We start from the raw sequence: 13,707 nt of genomic DNA, 5'->3' as shown, positions 1-13,707 counted from the left end.
GAGATCATGGCAGGTCGGACGGGATCCTTCACGGTGGGCGTCGAGGAGGAGTTCCACATCGTGGACCTGCGGACCAGGCACCTGTCGACCCGCTCGGGGCCGCTGCTCGACGCCCTGCCCAAGGGACGTTTCACCGAGGAGTTGCAGCGTTCCACGATCGAGGCCAACAGCGCGCCGTTCGCCCGTCTTGAGGACCTCGCCGCCGACCTCTGCGAGCTGCGCGGCCAGCTCGTGCAGGCCGCGCACGAGCTGGGGCTGGGCATCGTCGCGGCCGGCACGGTGCCGCTTGCCGACAAGTCGCGCATGAAGGTGTCGGACGATCCGCGCTACGAGCGCATGCTGGACGACTACCAGCTGCTCACCCGCGAGCAGCTCATCTGCGGCACGCAGGTGCACGTCGAGATCGAGGACAAGGACCTCGCGACGGCGGTGGCGCACAGCGTGACGCCGTGGCTGCCGCCGCTGCTGGCGCTGTCGTGCAGCTCGCCGTTCTGGTTCGGCGAGGACACCGGGTACGCCAGCTACCGCACGCTCGTGTGGCAGCGCTGGCCCACGTCGGGGCCGATGGCCAAGTTCGACTCCGCCGCCGACTACGAGCGGATGGTCCAGGACCTCATCCAGGCCGGCACGATCACCGACCCCGGGATGATCTACTTCGACGTGCGGCCGTCCGCGCACGTGCCGACGGTGGAGCTGCGGATCTGCGACTCCTGCCCGCGGGTGGACGACATCGCGCTCATCGCCGGGCTGTTCCGGGCGCTGGTCATCCGGGAGCTGGCGGCGGTGCGGCGGGACCCGTACCGCGAGATGCAGCTGGAGCCGGTGCGCGCGGCCACCTGGCAGGCGACCAGGTCCGGGCTGGAGGGCGACCTCGTGGACCCGGTCGAGGGCGTGCCGCGGCCCGCCGCCGAGGTGTTCATGAACCTGGTGGACGGGCTGCGGCCGGAGCTGGAGGAGACGGAGGACTGGGAGCTGGTGTCCACCCTGGCCCGCGAGGCGGTGGCGCGGGGCAGCTCGGCCGCCCGGCAGCGGCGGGCTTACCAGCGGGAGGGCCGGCTGTCGGACGTGGTGGACCTGCTGCTCGACGAGACCCGGGAGTGCTCCTGGAACGGCCCGTCGTCCTACCGGCCGGCGGCCTAGGCTCCGGGCATGCTGCCCGGCGCCTGGAGGCGGCCGGGCAGCCGCACCACCGTGACGAAGAACTCGTCGATCTGGCGGATGACGGCCAGGAAGCGCTCCAGGTCGACGGGTTTGGTGACGTACGCGTTGGCGAACAGGTCGTAGCTGCGCAGGATGTCCTCCTCGGCCGAGGAGGTCGTGAGGACGACGACGGGGATCGCGCGCAGCTCGGGGTCGCCCTTGATCTTCTCCAGGACCTGGCGGCCGTCGTACTTCGGCAGGTTGAGGTCGAGCAGGATGAGGTCGGGGCGGGGGGCGTCGGCGTACGGGCCGCGCCGGTAGACGAAGTCGAGCGCCTCCAGGCCGTCCCTGACGACGTGGAGGTTGTTCTGGATCTTGTTGTCCTCGAACGCCTCGCGGGTGATCAGCTCGTCGCCTGGATCGTCCTCGACGAGGAGCACTTCGATGGCCTGCGCAGTGGTCATGAGTCGCTTTCTTGGTGGGTGGCGGCCTCGGGCCCAGAGGTGGGCAGGGTGAAGCGGATGCGGGTGCCTCCGGTGTAGCCGGTGTCGAGCCAGATGCGGCCCCCGTGATTCTCGACGATCTTCCGGCACATCGCCAGGCCGATGCCCGTGCCGCCGTAGGTCTCGCGGTTGTGCAGGCGCTGGAAGATGACGAAGATCTTCTCGGCGAACTCCGCCTCGACGCCGATGCCGTTGTCCTCGACCGCGAACGCCCACTCGCCCTCGTCGCCGGGCTCACAGGTGATGCGGATCTCCGGGGTCTCCCCCGCGCGGCGGAACTTGATCGCGTTGCCGAGGAGGTTCTGCCAGAGCAGGCCGAGCATCGTCCGGTCGCCCATGACGGTGGGCAGCTCGGCGGGGCGCTCGACGCGGGCCCCGGACTCCTCGACGGCCGCGCCGAGGTCGTCGAGCGCCTTGTCGAGCACCTCCTCCAGCTCGACCGGCTTGCGGTCGTCGTACATGCGGCCGACGCGGGAGAAGCTGAGCAGGTCGTTGATGAGCACCTGCATGCGGGTCGCGCCGTCCACGGCGAAGTGGATGTATTGAGCGCCGCGCTCGTCCAGCACCGAGCCGTAGCGTTTCTGCAGGAGCTGGCAGAACGTGGCGATCTTGCGCAGCGGCTCCTGGAGGTCGTGCGAGGCGACGTAGGCGAACTGCTCCAGCTCGGCGTTGGAGCGGCGCAGCTCCACGGCCTGCGCGTCGAGGTCGGCGGCCTGGGCGCGCAACTGGCCCTGGTGCTCGTGCGACTCCTGCAGCGCGTGCACCATCTTCTTGCGCATCAGGTCCACGTCCCGGGACAGCTCGCGGATGTCGGCCGGGCCCCGCTCGGGGATCGGGTGGTCGAAGTCGCCGGTCGCGATGTGCCGGGAGGCCACCCGCAGCTCGTCCAGGGGCCGGCCGACCGCCCGGCGCAGCAGGATCGCCATCGCGAGGCCGGCCAGCAGGAACAGCACGACCATGGCGAGGAAGGCCCAGTCGCGGATGCGCTGCGCCGCCCGCAGGTCGGCCTGCTCGGCGGCACGGGCCTCGGTCAGCTCCGTGGAGAGCCGGTCGAGGCGGGACCGGATGGCGTCGAAGGTCTGTTTGCCGCTCTCGTTGCCCGCCTCCGGGACGGCGGCGTCGGCCCGCTTGGCGGCGATGGCGGGCTCGGCGTACGCCCGCCGCCACGACGCGGCCTCGGCGCGGACCGTCTCGACCTCGGCGACGAGCTCCGGATGCTCCTGGAGCAGCGCCGCGATGCTCGCGACGCTGCTCTGCTCGGCCCGCACGCCCTCGGTGTACGGGTCCAGGAAGTCACGCCGCCCGGTGAGCAGATAGCCGCGGACGCCCGTCTCCTGGTTGAGCAGGGCGTTCTCCAGCTGGGCGGCCTCGATCCTGGCCGGGGAGAGCCGGAAGATGAGCTGGTCGGACAGGCGGGCGGTGCGGTCCAGCATGAGGGTGGCGACCACGGCGCAGACGATCACCAGCACCGCCGCGATCGCCAGCACGGCGACGAACCAGGCGTGGACCGTCAGGCGGCGCCAGCCGCGCACGGGGGAAGCGTTCACAGCTCGTCTTTCCAGCGGAGGTGGACCACGGCGAGGTCGTCGGCGGCCGTCTCGGGGGCGGCGGTCTCGACGTCCTCGACCAGCGCGTCGATGAAGGACTGACCGTCGAGGTGCGCCCGCCGCCTGGCCAGCTCCAGCAGGCCCTCCTCGCCCAGCCAGCGGGCCCGCTCGCCGGGCAGGCGGCGCTCGAACAGGCCGTCGGTGAACAGCGTCAGCCCGCCGCCCGGCGGCAGCTCCATGACGTGCTGCTCCCAGTCGCTCTCGACGGGCAGGCCGAGCGCGGGGCCCTGCGCCGGCTCGGCCAGGGAGATGCCCTCGGGGGTGTGGACGAGCATGCCGGGGTGACCGGCCCGCCAGACGCGGATCGTGCGCTGGTCCGGCTCCAGCACGAGCGTGGACATCGTCACGAAGATCTCGGGGCTGGACCGCTCGGCGTCGAGGATGCGCTGGAGCTGCCGCAGCAGCGCGCCGCCCTCCAGGCCGCTCAGCACCAGCGCCCGCCAGGCGATGCGCAGGCAGACGCCGAGCGCCGCCTCGTCGGGGCCGTGACCGCACACGTCGCCGATCACCGCGTGCACGACCTTGTCGTCGGACTCGACGACGTCGAAGAAGTCGCCGCCGAGGGTGAGGGAGCCGCGGCTCGCCTGGTAGCGGGAGGCCACCTGGATCGGCATGGTCTCCAGCAGCGGGGTCGGCAGCAGGCCGCGTTCGAGGCGGGCGTTCTCCTTGGCGCGTACGCGCTCGGCGTGCAGCGCCACGGCGGCCTGCTCTGCCTGCTTGCGCTGCATGGCGTAACGCAGCGCCCGGCCCAGCCACTCGGCCTCCACCCGGCCCTTGACGAGGTAGTCCTGCGCGCCCGCGGTCACCGCGGCGAGGCCCGCCTGCTCCTCGGCGAGGCCCGTCAGCACCACGACGGCCGCGTCGCCGGCCTCCTCCAGCACGGCCGACAGCGCCGAGAACTCGTAGGCGTCGGGCAGGTCGAGATCGAGCAGCACGCACTGGGGGCGCAGCCGCGCCAGCGCCTGCCGCGCCTGCTTCACCGAGCGCGCCCACTCCAGGCGTACGGCCAGGCCGCTGTCCTCCAGCAGCTCGCGGACGATCAGCGCGTCCTGCGGGTCGTCCTCGACCAGCAGGACCAGCGGCGCCGCGTCGCTGTGCTCGTCAGCTTGGGGCATACAGGCGTGTCATCCTTCCCGCCCGCGCCGGTGCCCCCGCGCCGGCCGGCGCCTCGGGCGTCCCGTCACCAACCTGGTCGCGAGTTGGCGCAGAGCCAGATTCACTTCCCCCCGTCGTCACGATTATGCGTGCGCGCGCCAGACAGATGCGCTCACTCCCACTCGATGGTGCCCGGGGGCTTGCTGGTCACGTCGAGGACCACCCGGTTGATGTCGCGTACTTCGTTGGTGATGCGGGTGGAGATGCGCGACAGCACGTCGTAGGGGACCCGTGACCAGTCGGCGGTCATCGCGTCCTCGGAGGTGACCGGGCGCAGCACCACCGGGTGGCCGTAGGTGCGGCCGTCGCCCTGCACGCCCACCGAGCGCACGTCGGCCAGCAGCACCACCGGGCACTGCCAGATCTGCCGGTCGAGGCCGGCCCGCGACAGCTCCTCGCGGGCGATCGCGTCGGCCTCGCGCAGGATCTCCAGCCGCTCGCGGGTGACCTCGCCGACGATGCGGATGCCGAGACCGGGGCCGGGGAACGGCTGCCGCCAGACCATCGCGGCCGGCAGGCCCAGCTCCTCGCCCACGCGGCGGACCTCGTCCTTGAACAGCGTGCGCAGCGGCTCCACCAGCGTGAACTGCAGGTCCTCCGGCAGGCCGCCGACGTTGTGGTGCGACTTGATGTTGGCGGTGCCGGTGCCGCCGCCCGACTCCACGACGTCGGGGTAGAGGGTGCCCTGCACCAGGAAGTCGACCGGGCCGTCGGCCATGATGGCGCGCTGCTCGTCCTCGAAGACGCGGATGAACTCGCGGCCGATGATCTTGCGCTTCTCCTCGGGGTCGGTGACGCCCGACAGCGCCTTGAGGAAGCGCTCGGCGGCGTCGACGACCCGCAGCTTGACGCCGGTGGCGGCCACGAAGTCGCGCTCGACCTGCTCGGCCTCGCCCTTGCGCAGCAGCCCATGGTCGACGAAGACGCAGGTCAGCCGGTCGCCGATGGCCCGCTGGACGAGCGCGGCGGCCACCGCGGAGTCGACCCCGCCGGACAGCGCGCAGATCGCCCGGCCGTCGCCGACCTGGCGGCGCACCGCCTCGACGGACTCCTCGACGATGTTGAGCATGGTCCAGCTCGGCCGGCAGCCGGCCGCCTCCAGGAAGTGCCTGAGCACCGCCTGGCCGTGCTCGGAGTGCAGCACCTCAGGGTGGAACTGCACGCCGTAGAGGCCGCGGCCGGGGTGCTCGAAGGCGGCGACCGGCGTCTCGCCGGTGGAGGCGGTCACCGTGAAGCCCTCGGGCGCCGCCGCGACGCTGTCGCCGTGGGACATCCAGACCTGCTGGCTGGCCGGCAGCCCGGCGAAGATGACGCCCTCGTCGAGCACCTTGAGCGAGGTGCCGCCGTATTCGGCCACGCCGGTGCGGGCGACCGTGCCGCCGAGCGCCTGGGCCATGGCCTGGAAGCCGTAGCAGATGCCGAACGTGGGCACCCCGGTCGAGAACAGGCCGTGCGGCACCGGCGGCGCGCCCTCGGCGTAGACCGAGGAGGGCCCGCCGGACAGGATGATGGCCTTGGGGTTCTTCGCCATCATCTCCTCGACGGACATCGTCGACGGGACGATCTCCGAGTAGACGTGGCACTCGCGCACCCGCCGGGCGATGAGCTGCGCGTACTGTGCGCCGAAGTCGACCACCAGCACCGTGTCGAATTCTGACACCGAGAGAACCCCCCAAAGGCGAAGTGCGGTGACTCCAGTCTATCGGTCCCGGATATTACGCCTGGCCTGCCGGAGGCTCTCGTGCTAACACAGAACAATGGATCTTGTCTGGCCGGCGACCGCCTGGGCACTCTGGGTGGCCGCGCTGGCCGCGGCCGTCGTGGTGGCCGGCAGGGAGCGGCCCGCCGCCTTCCCCGCGCCCGCCGGGGAGCCGGATCCGCGGGCGGTGGGCGAGCTGCTGCGCGGGATGCGGGCGCAGGAGGTGTTCCACGCGACGCTGTGCGAGCTGGCCGAGCTCGGGCCGGCCCGGATCGAGGGCGACCGGCTCGCCCTCGTGCCCTTTCCTATGGAAGAGGCGTTGCCGGCGTACCAGCGGTGGGCGCTGGAGCGGGTGCGGGCGCGGCTGGCGGGCCTCGACCACGCCGGCGCGGCCGAGGCGCCGCTCGTCGCCCTCATGCCGGACGGGGCCGACCTGGAGGGCGAGTTCGCGCCGCTGGTCCGGCGGCGGGCGATCGACCTGGGGCTGGCCCGGCGGCGCTGGCCCAGCCTGATCGTGCCGGTCGGGCTGGCCGTCGCGCTGGCCGTCCCCTGGTACGTCACCGTCGCCGAGGCCGGGGTGTCGTGGCTGGGCGGGATCGCGACGATGGTGTCGTTCGTGGCGGGCGGGAGCCTGCTGCTCGGCGGGCGGGGGTTCCTGCTCACCGCGCGCGGCAGGGAGCTCGCGGCCCGGCCGTCGCCGCAGCGAGAGTGGATCTTCACCGGCAGCGGCTGGCAGGGGGATGACGTCGAGCCCGCCGGATACGCCGCCGGCGGCCCCCGCCGCCGCGAGGTGGCCGGGCACGTCGTCAAGCGGTGGCACGACGACGGGACGCGCTATCTCGCGCTGCACGACGGGCGTTCGGCGCGGGCCAAGGCGGTCGCGGTGGACCCGGGCACCTACAAGGACGTCCTGCCGGGCGACTGCGTACGCCTGCTGGTGCGGCGCGAGGGCGACGTGGTGCGGGTCCTGGGCCACGAGCGCCACTGGTGACGGCGGGCCCGCCGCAAACCCGGCGGGCCACCGTAAAGGCGGGCCCGTCGTGAGGGCGGGCCCGCCCGGACCTACAGGATCGCGCCGATCAGCCCCAGCGGCGGCGCGCCGAGCGCCAGCAGCTCCCGGTGGAAGCGCTGCACGGTGAAGCCCGTGCCCCACTCCTTGCGGGCCTGCTCGCGCAGGTCGAGGATGAGCAGCTTGCCCCAGGTGTAGCGGCCGTACGTGGGGTCGAACGTGGCCCGCCTGGCCTCCGACAGCGCCGCGGGGCCGAGCAGGTGCGTGTCGGACTCGAAGCGCCGCGCGCCCTCCTCGACCGTGAACTGCCCGGTGTGCACGCCGATCGCGCAGGCGAGCCGGGTGACGCGGAGCAGCGCCTCCAGCCAGACGCCGATCTCGAAGCGCGGGTCGTCGGGCTCGAAACCCTCCTCGACGCACAGCTCCTCGGCGTAGTGCGCCCAGCCCTCCACGAAGGCGCTCGACATGAGCAGCCTGCGCACCTCGGACGGGGCGTGGCGCATGGCGCGGGCGTGCGAGAAGTGCCCCGGCGCGACCTCGTGGACGTTGATCGCCGGCAGCGTCGTGTGGCTGAAGACCTCCAGCCACTCCTCCTGCTCCTGCCGCGGCCAGGACGGGTCCGGCGGCGTGATGTGGTACCAGGACGGGCCCTCGGGCTCGGCGGGCGCGTTCCACGCCATCATCGCCATGGCCCAGCTCCGCGACTCGGGCGCGGGGCCGACCAGGCACTCGCCGTCGTGGTACGGCACCAGGTCCTTCTCCCTGGTGAACGCGATGGCCTTGGCGGTGCCGACCCTGGCCGCCTCGATGACCTCGTCCGCGCCGGGGTGCTCCTTGACCAGCTCCCTCGCGACCTCCAGCGGCGGCTCGGCGCGGCCGAGCTTGGCGCAGGACTCGGCGAGCAGCGACATGAGCCGGTCGCGCTCGGCGTCGGCACGCTCGGCCAGCCGCCCGAGGTCCACGGGCAGGCCCTCGGCGGTGCCCATGAGCCTGCTCAGGGCGTCGGCGCCGAGCGCGGCGTCGGGGTCGCCTTCCGCGGCGGCGCGTTCGAGGTGGGCGACGAGCCGGCCGTGCGCGGCCAGCGCGGCCTCGTCGGTGACGCCGGCCGCGAGGCCCTTGACCGCGCCCATGAGCGAGCGCGCGACGGGGGCGCTGACCTGGTCGAGCGAGGCGATCGCGCCCTCGACGGCCTCGGGCCAGCGCGCGAGGTGGGCGGCCTTGGCCCTGGCGCGGTCCTCGGCGGGGCCGTAGTCGCGGTCGTAGCAGGCCAGTTCGAGGTTGGACAGGTGCGGCATCGGGTTCTTCCGGTGCAGCTCCAGCTCCCCGAACTGGAAGCGCAGGCTCTCCTCGAACACCTGGAGGTGCTCGGCGTCGTGCGGGTCGCCGGGCGCGGCGCCCTCGCCGAGCCGCGCCAGTCCGGCGCGCACGCCCTCGGGCGACAGGTCCTGGACGTGGCCGTCGTACTCGTGCCTGCCGCCGGCCTCGCGCGCCTCGGCCACGATGAGGTCGGCGACCGCGCGCAGCCTGGGGGTGAGTTCTGTCATGGGCCGACGGTAGCGCACGGCGATAAGTCCCATTAAGTGGTGAAAAAGCGGGTGCTTGCCGGTGAAGGGTGATGTGACAATGATCGGCATGGCCCTGACGATCACCACTCTCGCCGAGCGGCCGGAGTTCGCCGCGACGCTGTGGAAGATGGACCACACCTGGCCGGAGTTCGCGCTCAACGACCCGATCGCCGACCTGTTCTATCCCCTCGCCGACACCACGTACGCCGACTACGTGCTGGTGGCCGACGACGACGCCGAGCCGGGGCGGATGGTGGCGCGGGCCTGCATGATGCCGTACCGGTCGGAGACCGCCGAGCTGCCCGACGACGGCTGGGACGGCGTGATCAGGCGCGGCTGGCTGGCCCGCGCGCGGGGGCGGCGCGCGAACGGCGTCTCCGCGCTGGAGATCAGCGTCCGCAAGGACCGGCAGGGCGAGGGGCTGTCGGGCGTCATGCTCCGGGCGATGCGCGAGCGCGCCGCCCTCCTCGGCTTCGCCGAACTGGTCGCCCCCGTCCGCCCCAACCGCAAGCACCTGGAGCCCGGCACGCCCATGGCCGAGTACGCCTGGCGCGTCCGCGAGGACGGCCTGCCGTACGACCCGTGGCTGCGGGTGCACGTACGGGCGGGCGGGAAGATCGTCAAGGTGGCCCCGCGGTCGATGGTGGTGGCGGGCACCCTGGCCGAGTGGCGGGCGTGGACCGGCCTGCCCTTCGACCGGTCGGGCGAGGTCGAGGTGCCGGGCGCGCTGACCCCCGTGCACTGTCGCGTCGAGCACGACCACGCGGTCTACGTGGAGCCGAACGTCTGGGTCAGCCACCCTCTGAGCTGACGGGCCCGTGAACGCGCTCGCGGAGCGTGCCCAGGTGCCGGTCCACGTCGAGGCCCTTCGCCGCCGCCCAGGCGTCGTCGTGGCAGGTGGCCAGGTGGCGCTCGGCGGCGTCGCCGATCAGCGACACGACCGTGCCGCCCTCGCCCCGGGCGCGCAGGCGTTCGACCAGCTCCAGCGCCGCCCAGAGGGCGGTGCCCGAGGACGGGCCGACCGGCAGGCCGGTGACCTCGCGCAGGCGGCGGGCCGCCGCGACGCTCGCCGCGTCGGGCACGGGGACGACGAGGTCGACGAGGTCGAAACGGAAGCCGGGCTCGACGCGGGGGCGGCCGATGCCCTCGATCCGCGACGGCATGCCCGTGGCGTAGTCGGCGGCGTCGAGGGTCCAGCCGGGGAAGTAGGCGGAGTTGTCGGGGTCGGCGACCGCGACGCGGCAGGGCAGGCCGTGCTCGCGGGCCCACGCGCCGAGACCGGCCGAGGTCGCGCCGGTGCCCGCGCCCGTCACCACCCAGTCGGGCCTGACCTGGCCGAACAGCTCGCCGGCGAGGTCGTGCGGCGTCGCGCGGCCGAACTGGTCGAGGAAGTGGCCGCCGAGCGCGCGGGCGGCGTCGTAGATGGCGAGCGGCGGGGTCACGAAGCGGCACTCGCCGCCCAGCGCCTCGACCGGCCGCGCGCGGGCCTCGGTGCGCTCGCCCGGCATCACCACGACGTACGGCAGGCCGAGCCGCCGCGCGAACCACGCCTGCGCGACGGCGGCGTTGCCGCCGGTGGCCTCCACCACGGTCGCGCCCTCGGTGATCAGGCCCTCGGCGATCGCCCGCCGGAACAGGGCCCGCGCGTGGCGGTGCCGGAGGCTGCCCGTCGGCTGCCGCGACTCGTCCTTCAGCAGGAGCCGGACGCCCGGCGCGGCGACCGGGAACTCGATCAGCGGGGTCGGCGGCTCGGGCCCGAGGAGCGCGAGCGCGGCCGTGGTCCAGGTCACCCTCTCACCCTGCCATCCTCCGGCCCGCCGGAGCCCGCGCGTTCGCCAGGGGCCTATTCGGGCCTATTCCGGGAGTGCGGCGGGGGCGCCCGCAGGGACCGCCGGGTGGCGGGGGCGGACCGGGGCGAGCCGCGCGTACGCCGCGCCGAGCGGCGGACGCGGATCGGGCTCCCCCGCGTTGGGCCAGAACGACAGGGCGCGCTCGGCCTGGGCGGTGATGGTGAGCGACGGGTTGACGCCCAGGTTGGCCGAGACGGCCGAGCCGTCCACGACGTGCAGCCCCTCGTGGCCGTACACGCGGTGGTAGGGGTCGATGACGCCGGTGCCCGGCGAGTCGCCGATCGCGCAGCCGCCGAGGAAGTGGGCCGTGGTCGGGATGTCGAACAGGTCGAGCCACGTCCCGCCGGGCATGCCGTCGATCTCGGCGGCGGCGTGCCGCACGGCCTCGTGGCCCGCGGGGATCCAGGTGGGGTTGGGCTCGCCGTGCCCCAGCGAGGAGCGCAGCCCGAACCGGCTCCTCCGCACGGTGATCGAGTTGTCCTTGGCCTGCATGACCAGGGCGATGACGGTCCGCTCCGACCAGCGGCGCAGGTCGAACAGGCGTAGCGTGCGCAGCGGACGCCTGGCCGCCTCGCGGGCGAAGGCGCGCAGGCGGTTCTGGCCGCCGTCCACGAGCAGGGTGCGCAGCAGGCCCATGGCGTTGGAGCCGTCGCCGTAGCGTACGGGCTCGATGTGGGTCTCGGCGTCGGGGTGGATGGAGGAGGTGATGGCCACGCCGCCGTTGAGCTTCTCGCCGCCGCTCCCCAGTCGCTCGACGCCGAGCAGCGCCTCGGAGTTGGTCCGGGTCAGCGCCCCCAGCCTGGACGACAGGCGCGGCAGCACGCCCTCGTCGCGCAGCTTGTGGAGCAGGCGCTGGGTGCCGTACGTGCCCGCCGCGAAGACCACCTGCCGGGCCGTGAACGTACGGCGGCGCAGCGGCGAGCCCGTCCGGTGCGCGGACACCTGGTAGCCGCCGGACGGCAGGGGCCGCACCGAGGTGACCGTGCACTCCGGGTGGATCCTGGCCCCGGCCCGCTCGGCGAGGTGGAGGTAGTTCTCGGTCAGCATGTTCTTGGCGCCGAAGCGGCAGCCGGTCATGCACGCGCCGCACTCGACGCAGCCGCGCCGCTCCGGTCCGGCCCCGCCGAAGTAGGGGTCCACGCCGTCCGGGCCGAAGTAGACGCCGACCGGGGCGAGGCGGAAGGTGCCGGCCACGCCCATCTTCGCGGCGACCCTGGTCATGATCTCGTCGGCGGGCGTGAAGGTGGGGTTGGGCACCACGCCCAGCATGCGCTTGGCCTGGTCGTAGTGGGGGGCGAGCTCGGACCGCCAGTCGGTGATGCCCGCCCACTGCGGGTCGTCGAAGAACGGGGCGAGCGGCTCGTACAGCGTGTTGGCGTACACCAGGGAGCCGCCGCCGACCCCGGCGCCCGCCAGCACCATGACCTTGCTGCCCCGCTCGCCGCGCAGCAGGTGGATGCGCTGGATGCCCTTGAGCCCCAGCCACGGGGCCCAGAGGAAGTCGCGGATCCGCCAGGAGGTGACGGGCAGGGTGGTCGCGTCGAAACGGCGGCCCGCCTCCAGCACGCCGACCCGGTAGCCCTTCTCGGCCAGGCGCAGCGCCGCGACGCTGCCGCCGAACCCCGAGCCGATGACGAGGACGTCGAAGCTCATCGGACGCCGAGCCTGCGCATGGCCTTGAGCGTGCCGGCGAGGACCCCTGCCCACGCCTCGGCCGTCAGGTCGAACGGCGGCTCGAAGCCGAGCCAGCCCGCCTGCGCGGCCACGGTCTTGGACTCGGTGTAGCGCAGCAGGCCCTCCGTGCCGTGGCGGCGGCCGAGTCCGGAGGACTTCATGCCGCCCATGGGGGCGTCGTAGGAGGCGTACGCGGAGCCGTACCCCTCGTTGATGTTGACCGTGCCGGCCTTGATCCGGGCGGCCAGCCTGCGCCCGCGCGCCACGTCGGAGGTCCAGACGGAGGCGTTGAGCCCGTAGACCGTGTCGTTGGCGAGCTCAACCGCCTCGTCGTCGGTCCCGAACGGGTAGAGCGCCACGACCGGGCCGAACGTCTCGTTCCTGCACAGCTCCATGTCCTCGCTGACGCCGGTGAGCACGGTGGGCTCGTAGAACAGCGGGCCGAGGTCGGGGCGGGCCCGGCCGCCGGTCAGCAGCCGCGCGCCCTTGGCGAGGGCGTCGTCCACGTGCGCGGCCACCGCGTCGAGCTGCCGCCGCGAGGACAGGGAGCCCATCTGGACCGACCAGTCGTGGCCCGCGCCCAGCTTGAGGTTGCCGACCTGCTTGACGAAGCGGCGGGCGAACTCCTCGAAGACGGACTCGTGCACGTACAGGCGCTCGGTCGACAGGCAGAGCTGGCCCGCGCTGGTGAAGCAGGCCCGCAGCGCGCCCTGCACGGCCACGTCCAGGTCGGCGTCGTCGAGCACCAGCATCGGGTTCTTGCCGCCGAGCTCCAGCGAGCAGCCGATGAGCCGCTTGGCCGCCTCCTCGGCGATCTTCCTGCCGCCGCGCGTGGAGCCGGTGAACGCCACGTAGTCGGCGTCGTCCAGCAGCGCGTCGCCGATGTCGGCCGGCTCGCCCAGCACGACCTGCCAGATCTCGCGCGGCATGCCCAGCTCGACGAGCAGGTCGATGGTCCACAGCGTGGACCGGGCGGTCTGCGTGTCCGGTTTGTGGACGACGGCGTTCCCGGCCAGCAGCGCGGGGACGATGTCGGTGACGCCGAGCGACAGCGGGTAGTTCCACGGGGAGATCACCGCGACCACGCCCTTGGGCTGGCGCAGCTCGGTGACCCGGGTGGCGAGCGGGAAGATGCCCTGGCGGCGGGCCGGGGCGAGCAGGCGGGGGGCGCGGCGGGCGTAGTAGAGGCTGCAGCCCGCGACGTCGAGCACCTCCTCCATGGCGTGCTTGCGGGCCTTGCCGGTCTCGTCCTGGACGAGGTCGAGGATCTCGTCGCGGCGGTCGAGTATCGCGTCGTGCAGGCGCAGGAACGGCTCCGCCCGCGCGGCGGCGGGCCGGGCGGCCCACGCGGCCTGGGCGGAGCGCGCCCGCCGGTAGGCCACCTGGACGTCCTCGACGTCGCTGAGGGCGAGCTCGGCGATGGTCTCGCCGGTGAAGGGCGAGATGATGTGCTGGGTCCTGCCGGGGGCGGTGGCACGCATGGCAGAAGGATATTCCGCTTGCCT

General features: G+C 73.4%; 11 protein-coding genes. 3 read left to right on the top strand and 8 right to left on the bottom strand.

Features of this window, described 5'->3' with window-relative positions:
* Positions 1-6: 6 nt before the first annotated feature.
* Positions 7-1,140 carry a carboxylate-amine ligase gene (locus ABD292_RS39585; protein ID WP_344216790.1) on the top strand — a complete coding sequence of 378 codons (1,134 nt, stop codon included), beginning with the start codon at positions 7-9 and terminating at the stop codon, positions 1,138-1,140.
* Here ABD292_RS39585 and ABD292_RS39580 read toward each other — a convergent pair.
* From ABD292_RS39580 to guaA, 4 genes are all read right to left on the bottom strand, one after another.
* The gene (locus ABD292_RS39580; protein WP_344216788.1) at positions 1,137-1,604 is read right to left on the bottom strand and encodes a response regulator; all 468 of its coding nucleotides are present in this window, start codon (positions 1,602-1,604) and stop codon (positions 1,137-1,139) included. The genes ABD292_RS39585 and ABD292_RS39580 overlap by 4 nt on opposite strands.
* Positions 1,601-3,190 (bottom strand): sensor histidine kinase, encoded by a 1,590-nt coding sequence (locus ABD292_RS39575; RefSeq protein WP_344216786.1) that lies wholly within the window; start codon positions 3,188-3,190, stop codon positions 1,601-1,603. Before ABD292_RS39575 ends, ABD292_RS39580 begins: the two co-directional genes overlap by 4 nt.
* Positions 3,187-4,365 (bottom strand): PP2C family protein-serine/threonine phosphatase, encoded by a 1,179-nt coding sequence (locus tag ABD292_RS39570; RefSeq protein ID WP_344216784.1) that lies wholly within the window; start codon positions 4,363-4,365, stop codon positions 3,187-3,189. Before ABD292_RS39570 ends, ABD292_RS39575 begins: the two co-directional genes overlap by 4 nt.
* A gap of 152 nt (positions 4,366-4,517) precedes the next feature.
* On the bottom strand, positions 4,518-6,065 hold the full coding sequence (guaA, locus tag ABD292_RS39565; RefSeq protein WP_344216782.1) for a glutamine-hydrolyzing GMP synthase: 1,548 nt from the start codon (positions 6,063-6,065) through the stop codon (positions 4,518-4,520).
* A 97-nt stretch (positions 6,066-6,162) separates the two neighbouring features.
* Here guaA and ABD292_RS39560 point away from each other — a divergent pair, with 97 nt between their 5' ends.
* Positions 6,163-7,095, top strand: a complete 933-nt coding sequence (locus ABD292_RS39560; RefSeq protein ID WP_344216780.1) for a hypothetical protein — start codon at positions 6,163-6,165, stop codon at positions 7,093-7,095.
* Positions 7,096-7,166: 71 nt separating this feature from the next.
* Here the strand turns inward: ABD292_RS39560 and ABD292_RS39555 are convergent, their stop codons facing one another.
* Positions 7,167-8,657 (bottom strand): DUF885 family protein, encoded by a 1,491-nt coding sequence (locus ABD292_RS39555; RefSeq protein WP_344216778.1) that lies wholly within the window; start codon positions 8,655-8,657, stop codon positions 7,167-7,169.
* A gap of 88 nt (positions 8,658-8,745) precedes the next feature.
* Between ABD292_RS39555 and ABD292_RS39550 the strand changes: the two genes are divergently transcribed.
* The gene (locus tag ABD292_RS39550; RefSeq protein ID WP_344216776.1) at positions 8,746-9,489 is read left to right on the top strand and encodes an N-acetyltransferase; all 744 of its coding nucleotides are present in this window, start codon (positions 8,746-8,748) and stop codon (positions 9,487-9,489) included.
* Here ABD292_RS39550 and ABD292_RS39545 read toward each other — a convergent pair.
* The 3 genes from ABD292_RS39545 to ABD292_RS39535 all read right to left on the bottom strand — a co-directional run bounded on the left by ABD292_RS39545 (position 9,470) and on the right by ABD292_RS39535 (position 13,683).
* Positions 9,470-10,468 carry a PLP-dependent cysteine synthase family protein gene (locus tag ABD292_RS39545; protein WP_344216774.1) on the bottom strand — a complete coding sequence of 333 codons (999 nt, stop codon included), beginning with the start codon at positions 10,466-10,468 and terminating at the stop codon, positions 9,470-9,472. The genes ABD292_RS39550 and ABD292_RS39545 overlap by 20 nt on opposite strands.
* A 63-nt stretch (positions 10,469-10,531) precedes the next feature.
* Positions 10,532-12,181, bottom strand: coding sequence for a GMC oxidoreductase (locus ABD292_RS39540; protein ID WP_344216772.1), 1,650 nt, complete (start codon positions 12,179-12,181; stop codon positions 10,532-10,534).
* The gene (locus tag ABD292_RS39535; RefSeq protein ID WP_344216770.1) at positions 12,178-13,683 is read right to left on the bottom strand and encodes a succinic semialdehyde dehydrogenase; all 1,506 of its coding nucleotides are present in this window, start codon (positions 13,681-13,683) and stop codon (positions 12,178-12,180) included. Before ABD292_RS39535 ends, ABD292_RS39540 begins: the two co-directional genes overlap by 4 nt.
* Positions 13,684-13,707: the final 24 nt, after the last annotated feature.

It is taken from the genome of Nonomuraea bangladeshensis, from assembly GCF_039529455.1.
GTDB classification, from domain to species: Bacteria; Actinomycetota; Actinomycetes; order Streptosporangiales; family Streptosporangiaceae; genus Nonomuraea; species Nonomuraea bangladeshensis.
The sequence above is the reverse complement of the archived record's forward strand: the minus strand, read 5'-3'. Positions and strand labels throughout refer to the sequence as shown.

Coding starts and splice junctions, on each gene's coding strand:
- ABD292_RS39585 (WP_344216790.1), top strand. CDS start 7: ATGGCAGGTCGGACGGGATCCTTCACGGTGGGCGTCGAGGAGGAGTTC.
- ABD292_RS39580 (WP_344216788.1), bottom strand. CDS start 1,604: ATGACCACTGCGCAGGCCATCGAAGTGCTCCTCGTCGAGGACGATCCA.
- ABD292_RS39570 (WP_344216784.1), bottom strand. CDS start 4,365: ATGCCCCAAGCTGACGAGCACAGCGACGCGGCGCCGCTGGTCCTGCTG.
- ABD292_RS39560 (WP_344216780.1), top strand. CDS start 6,163: ATGGATCTTGTCTGGCCGGCGACCGCCTGGGCACTCTGGGTGGCCGCG.
- ABD292_RS39555 (WP_344216778.1), bottom strand. CDS start 8,657: ATGACAGAACTCACCCCCAGGCTGCGCGCGGTCGCCGACCTCATCGTG.
- ABD292_RS39550 (WP_344216776.1), top strand. CDS start 8,746: ATGGCCCTGACGATCACCACTCTCGCCGAGCGGCCGGAGTTCGCCGCG.
- ABD292_RS39540 (WP_344216772.1), bottom strand. CDS start 12,181: ATGAGCTTCGACGTCCTCGTCATCGGCTCGGGGTTCGGCGGCAGCGTC.
- ABD292_RS39535 (WP_344216770.1), bottom strand. CDS start 13,683: ATGCGTGCCACCGCCCCCGGCAGGACCCAGCACATCATCTCGCCCTTC.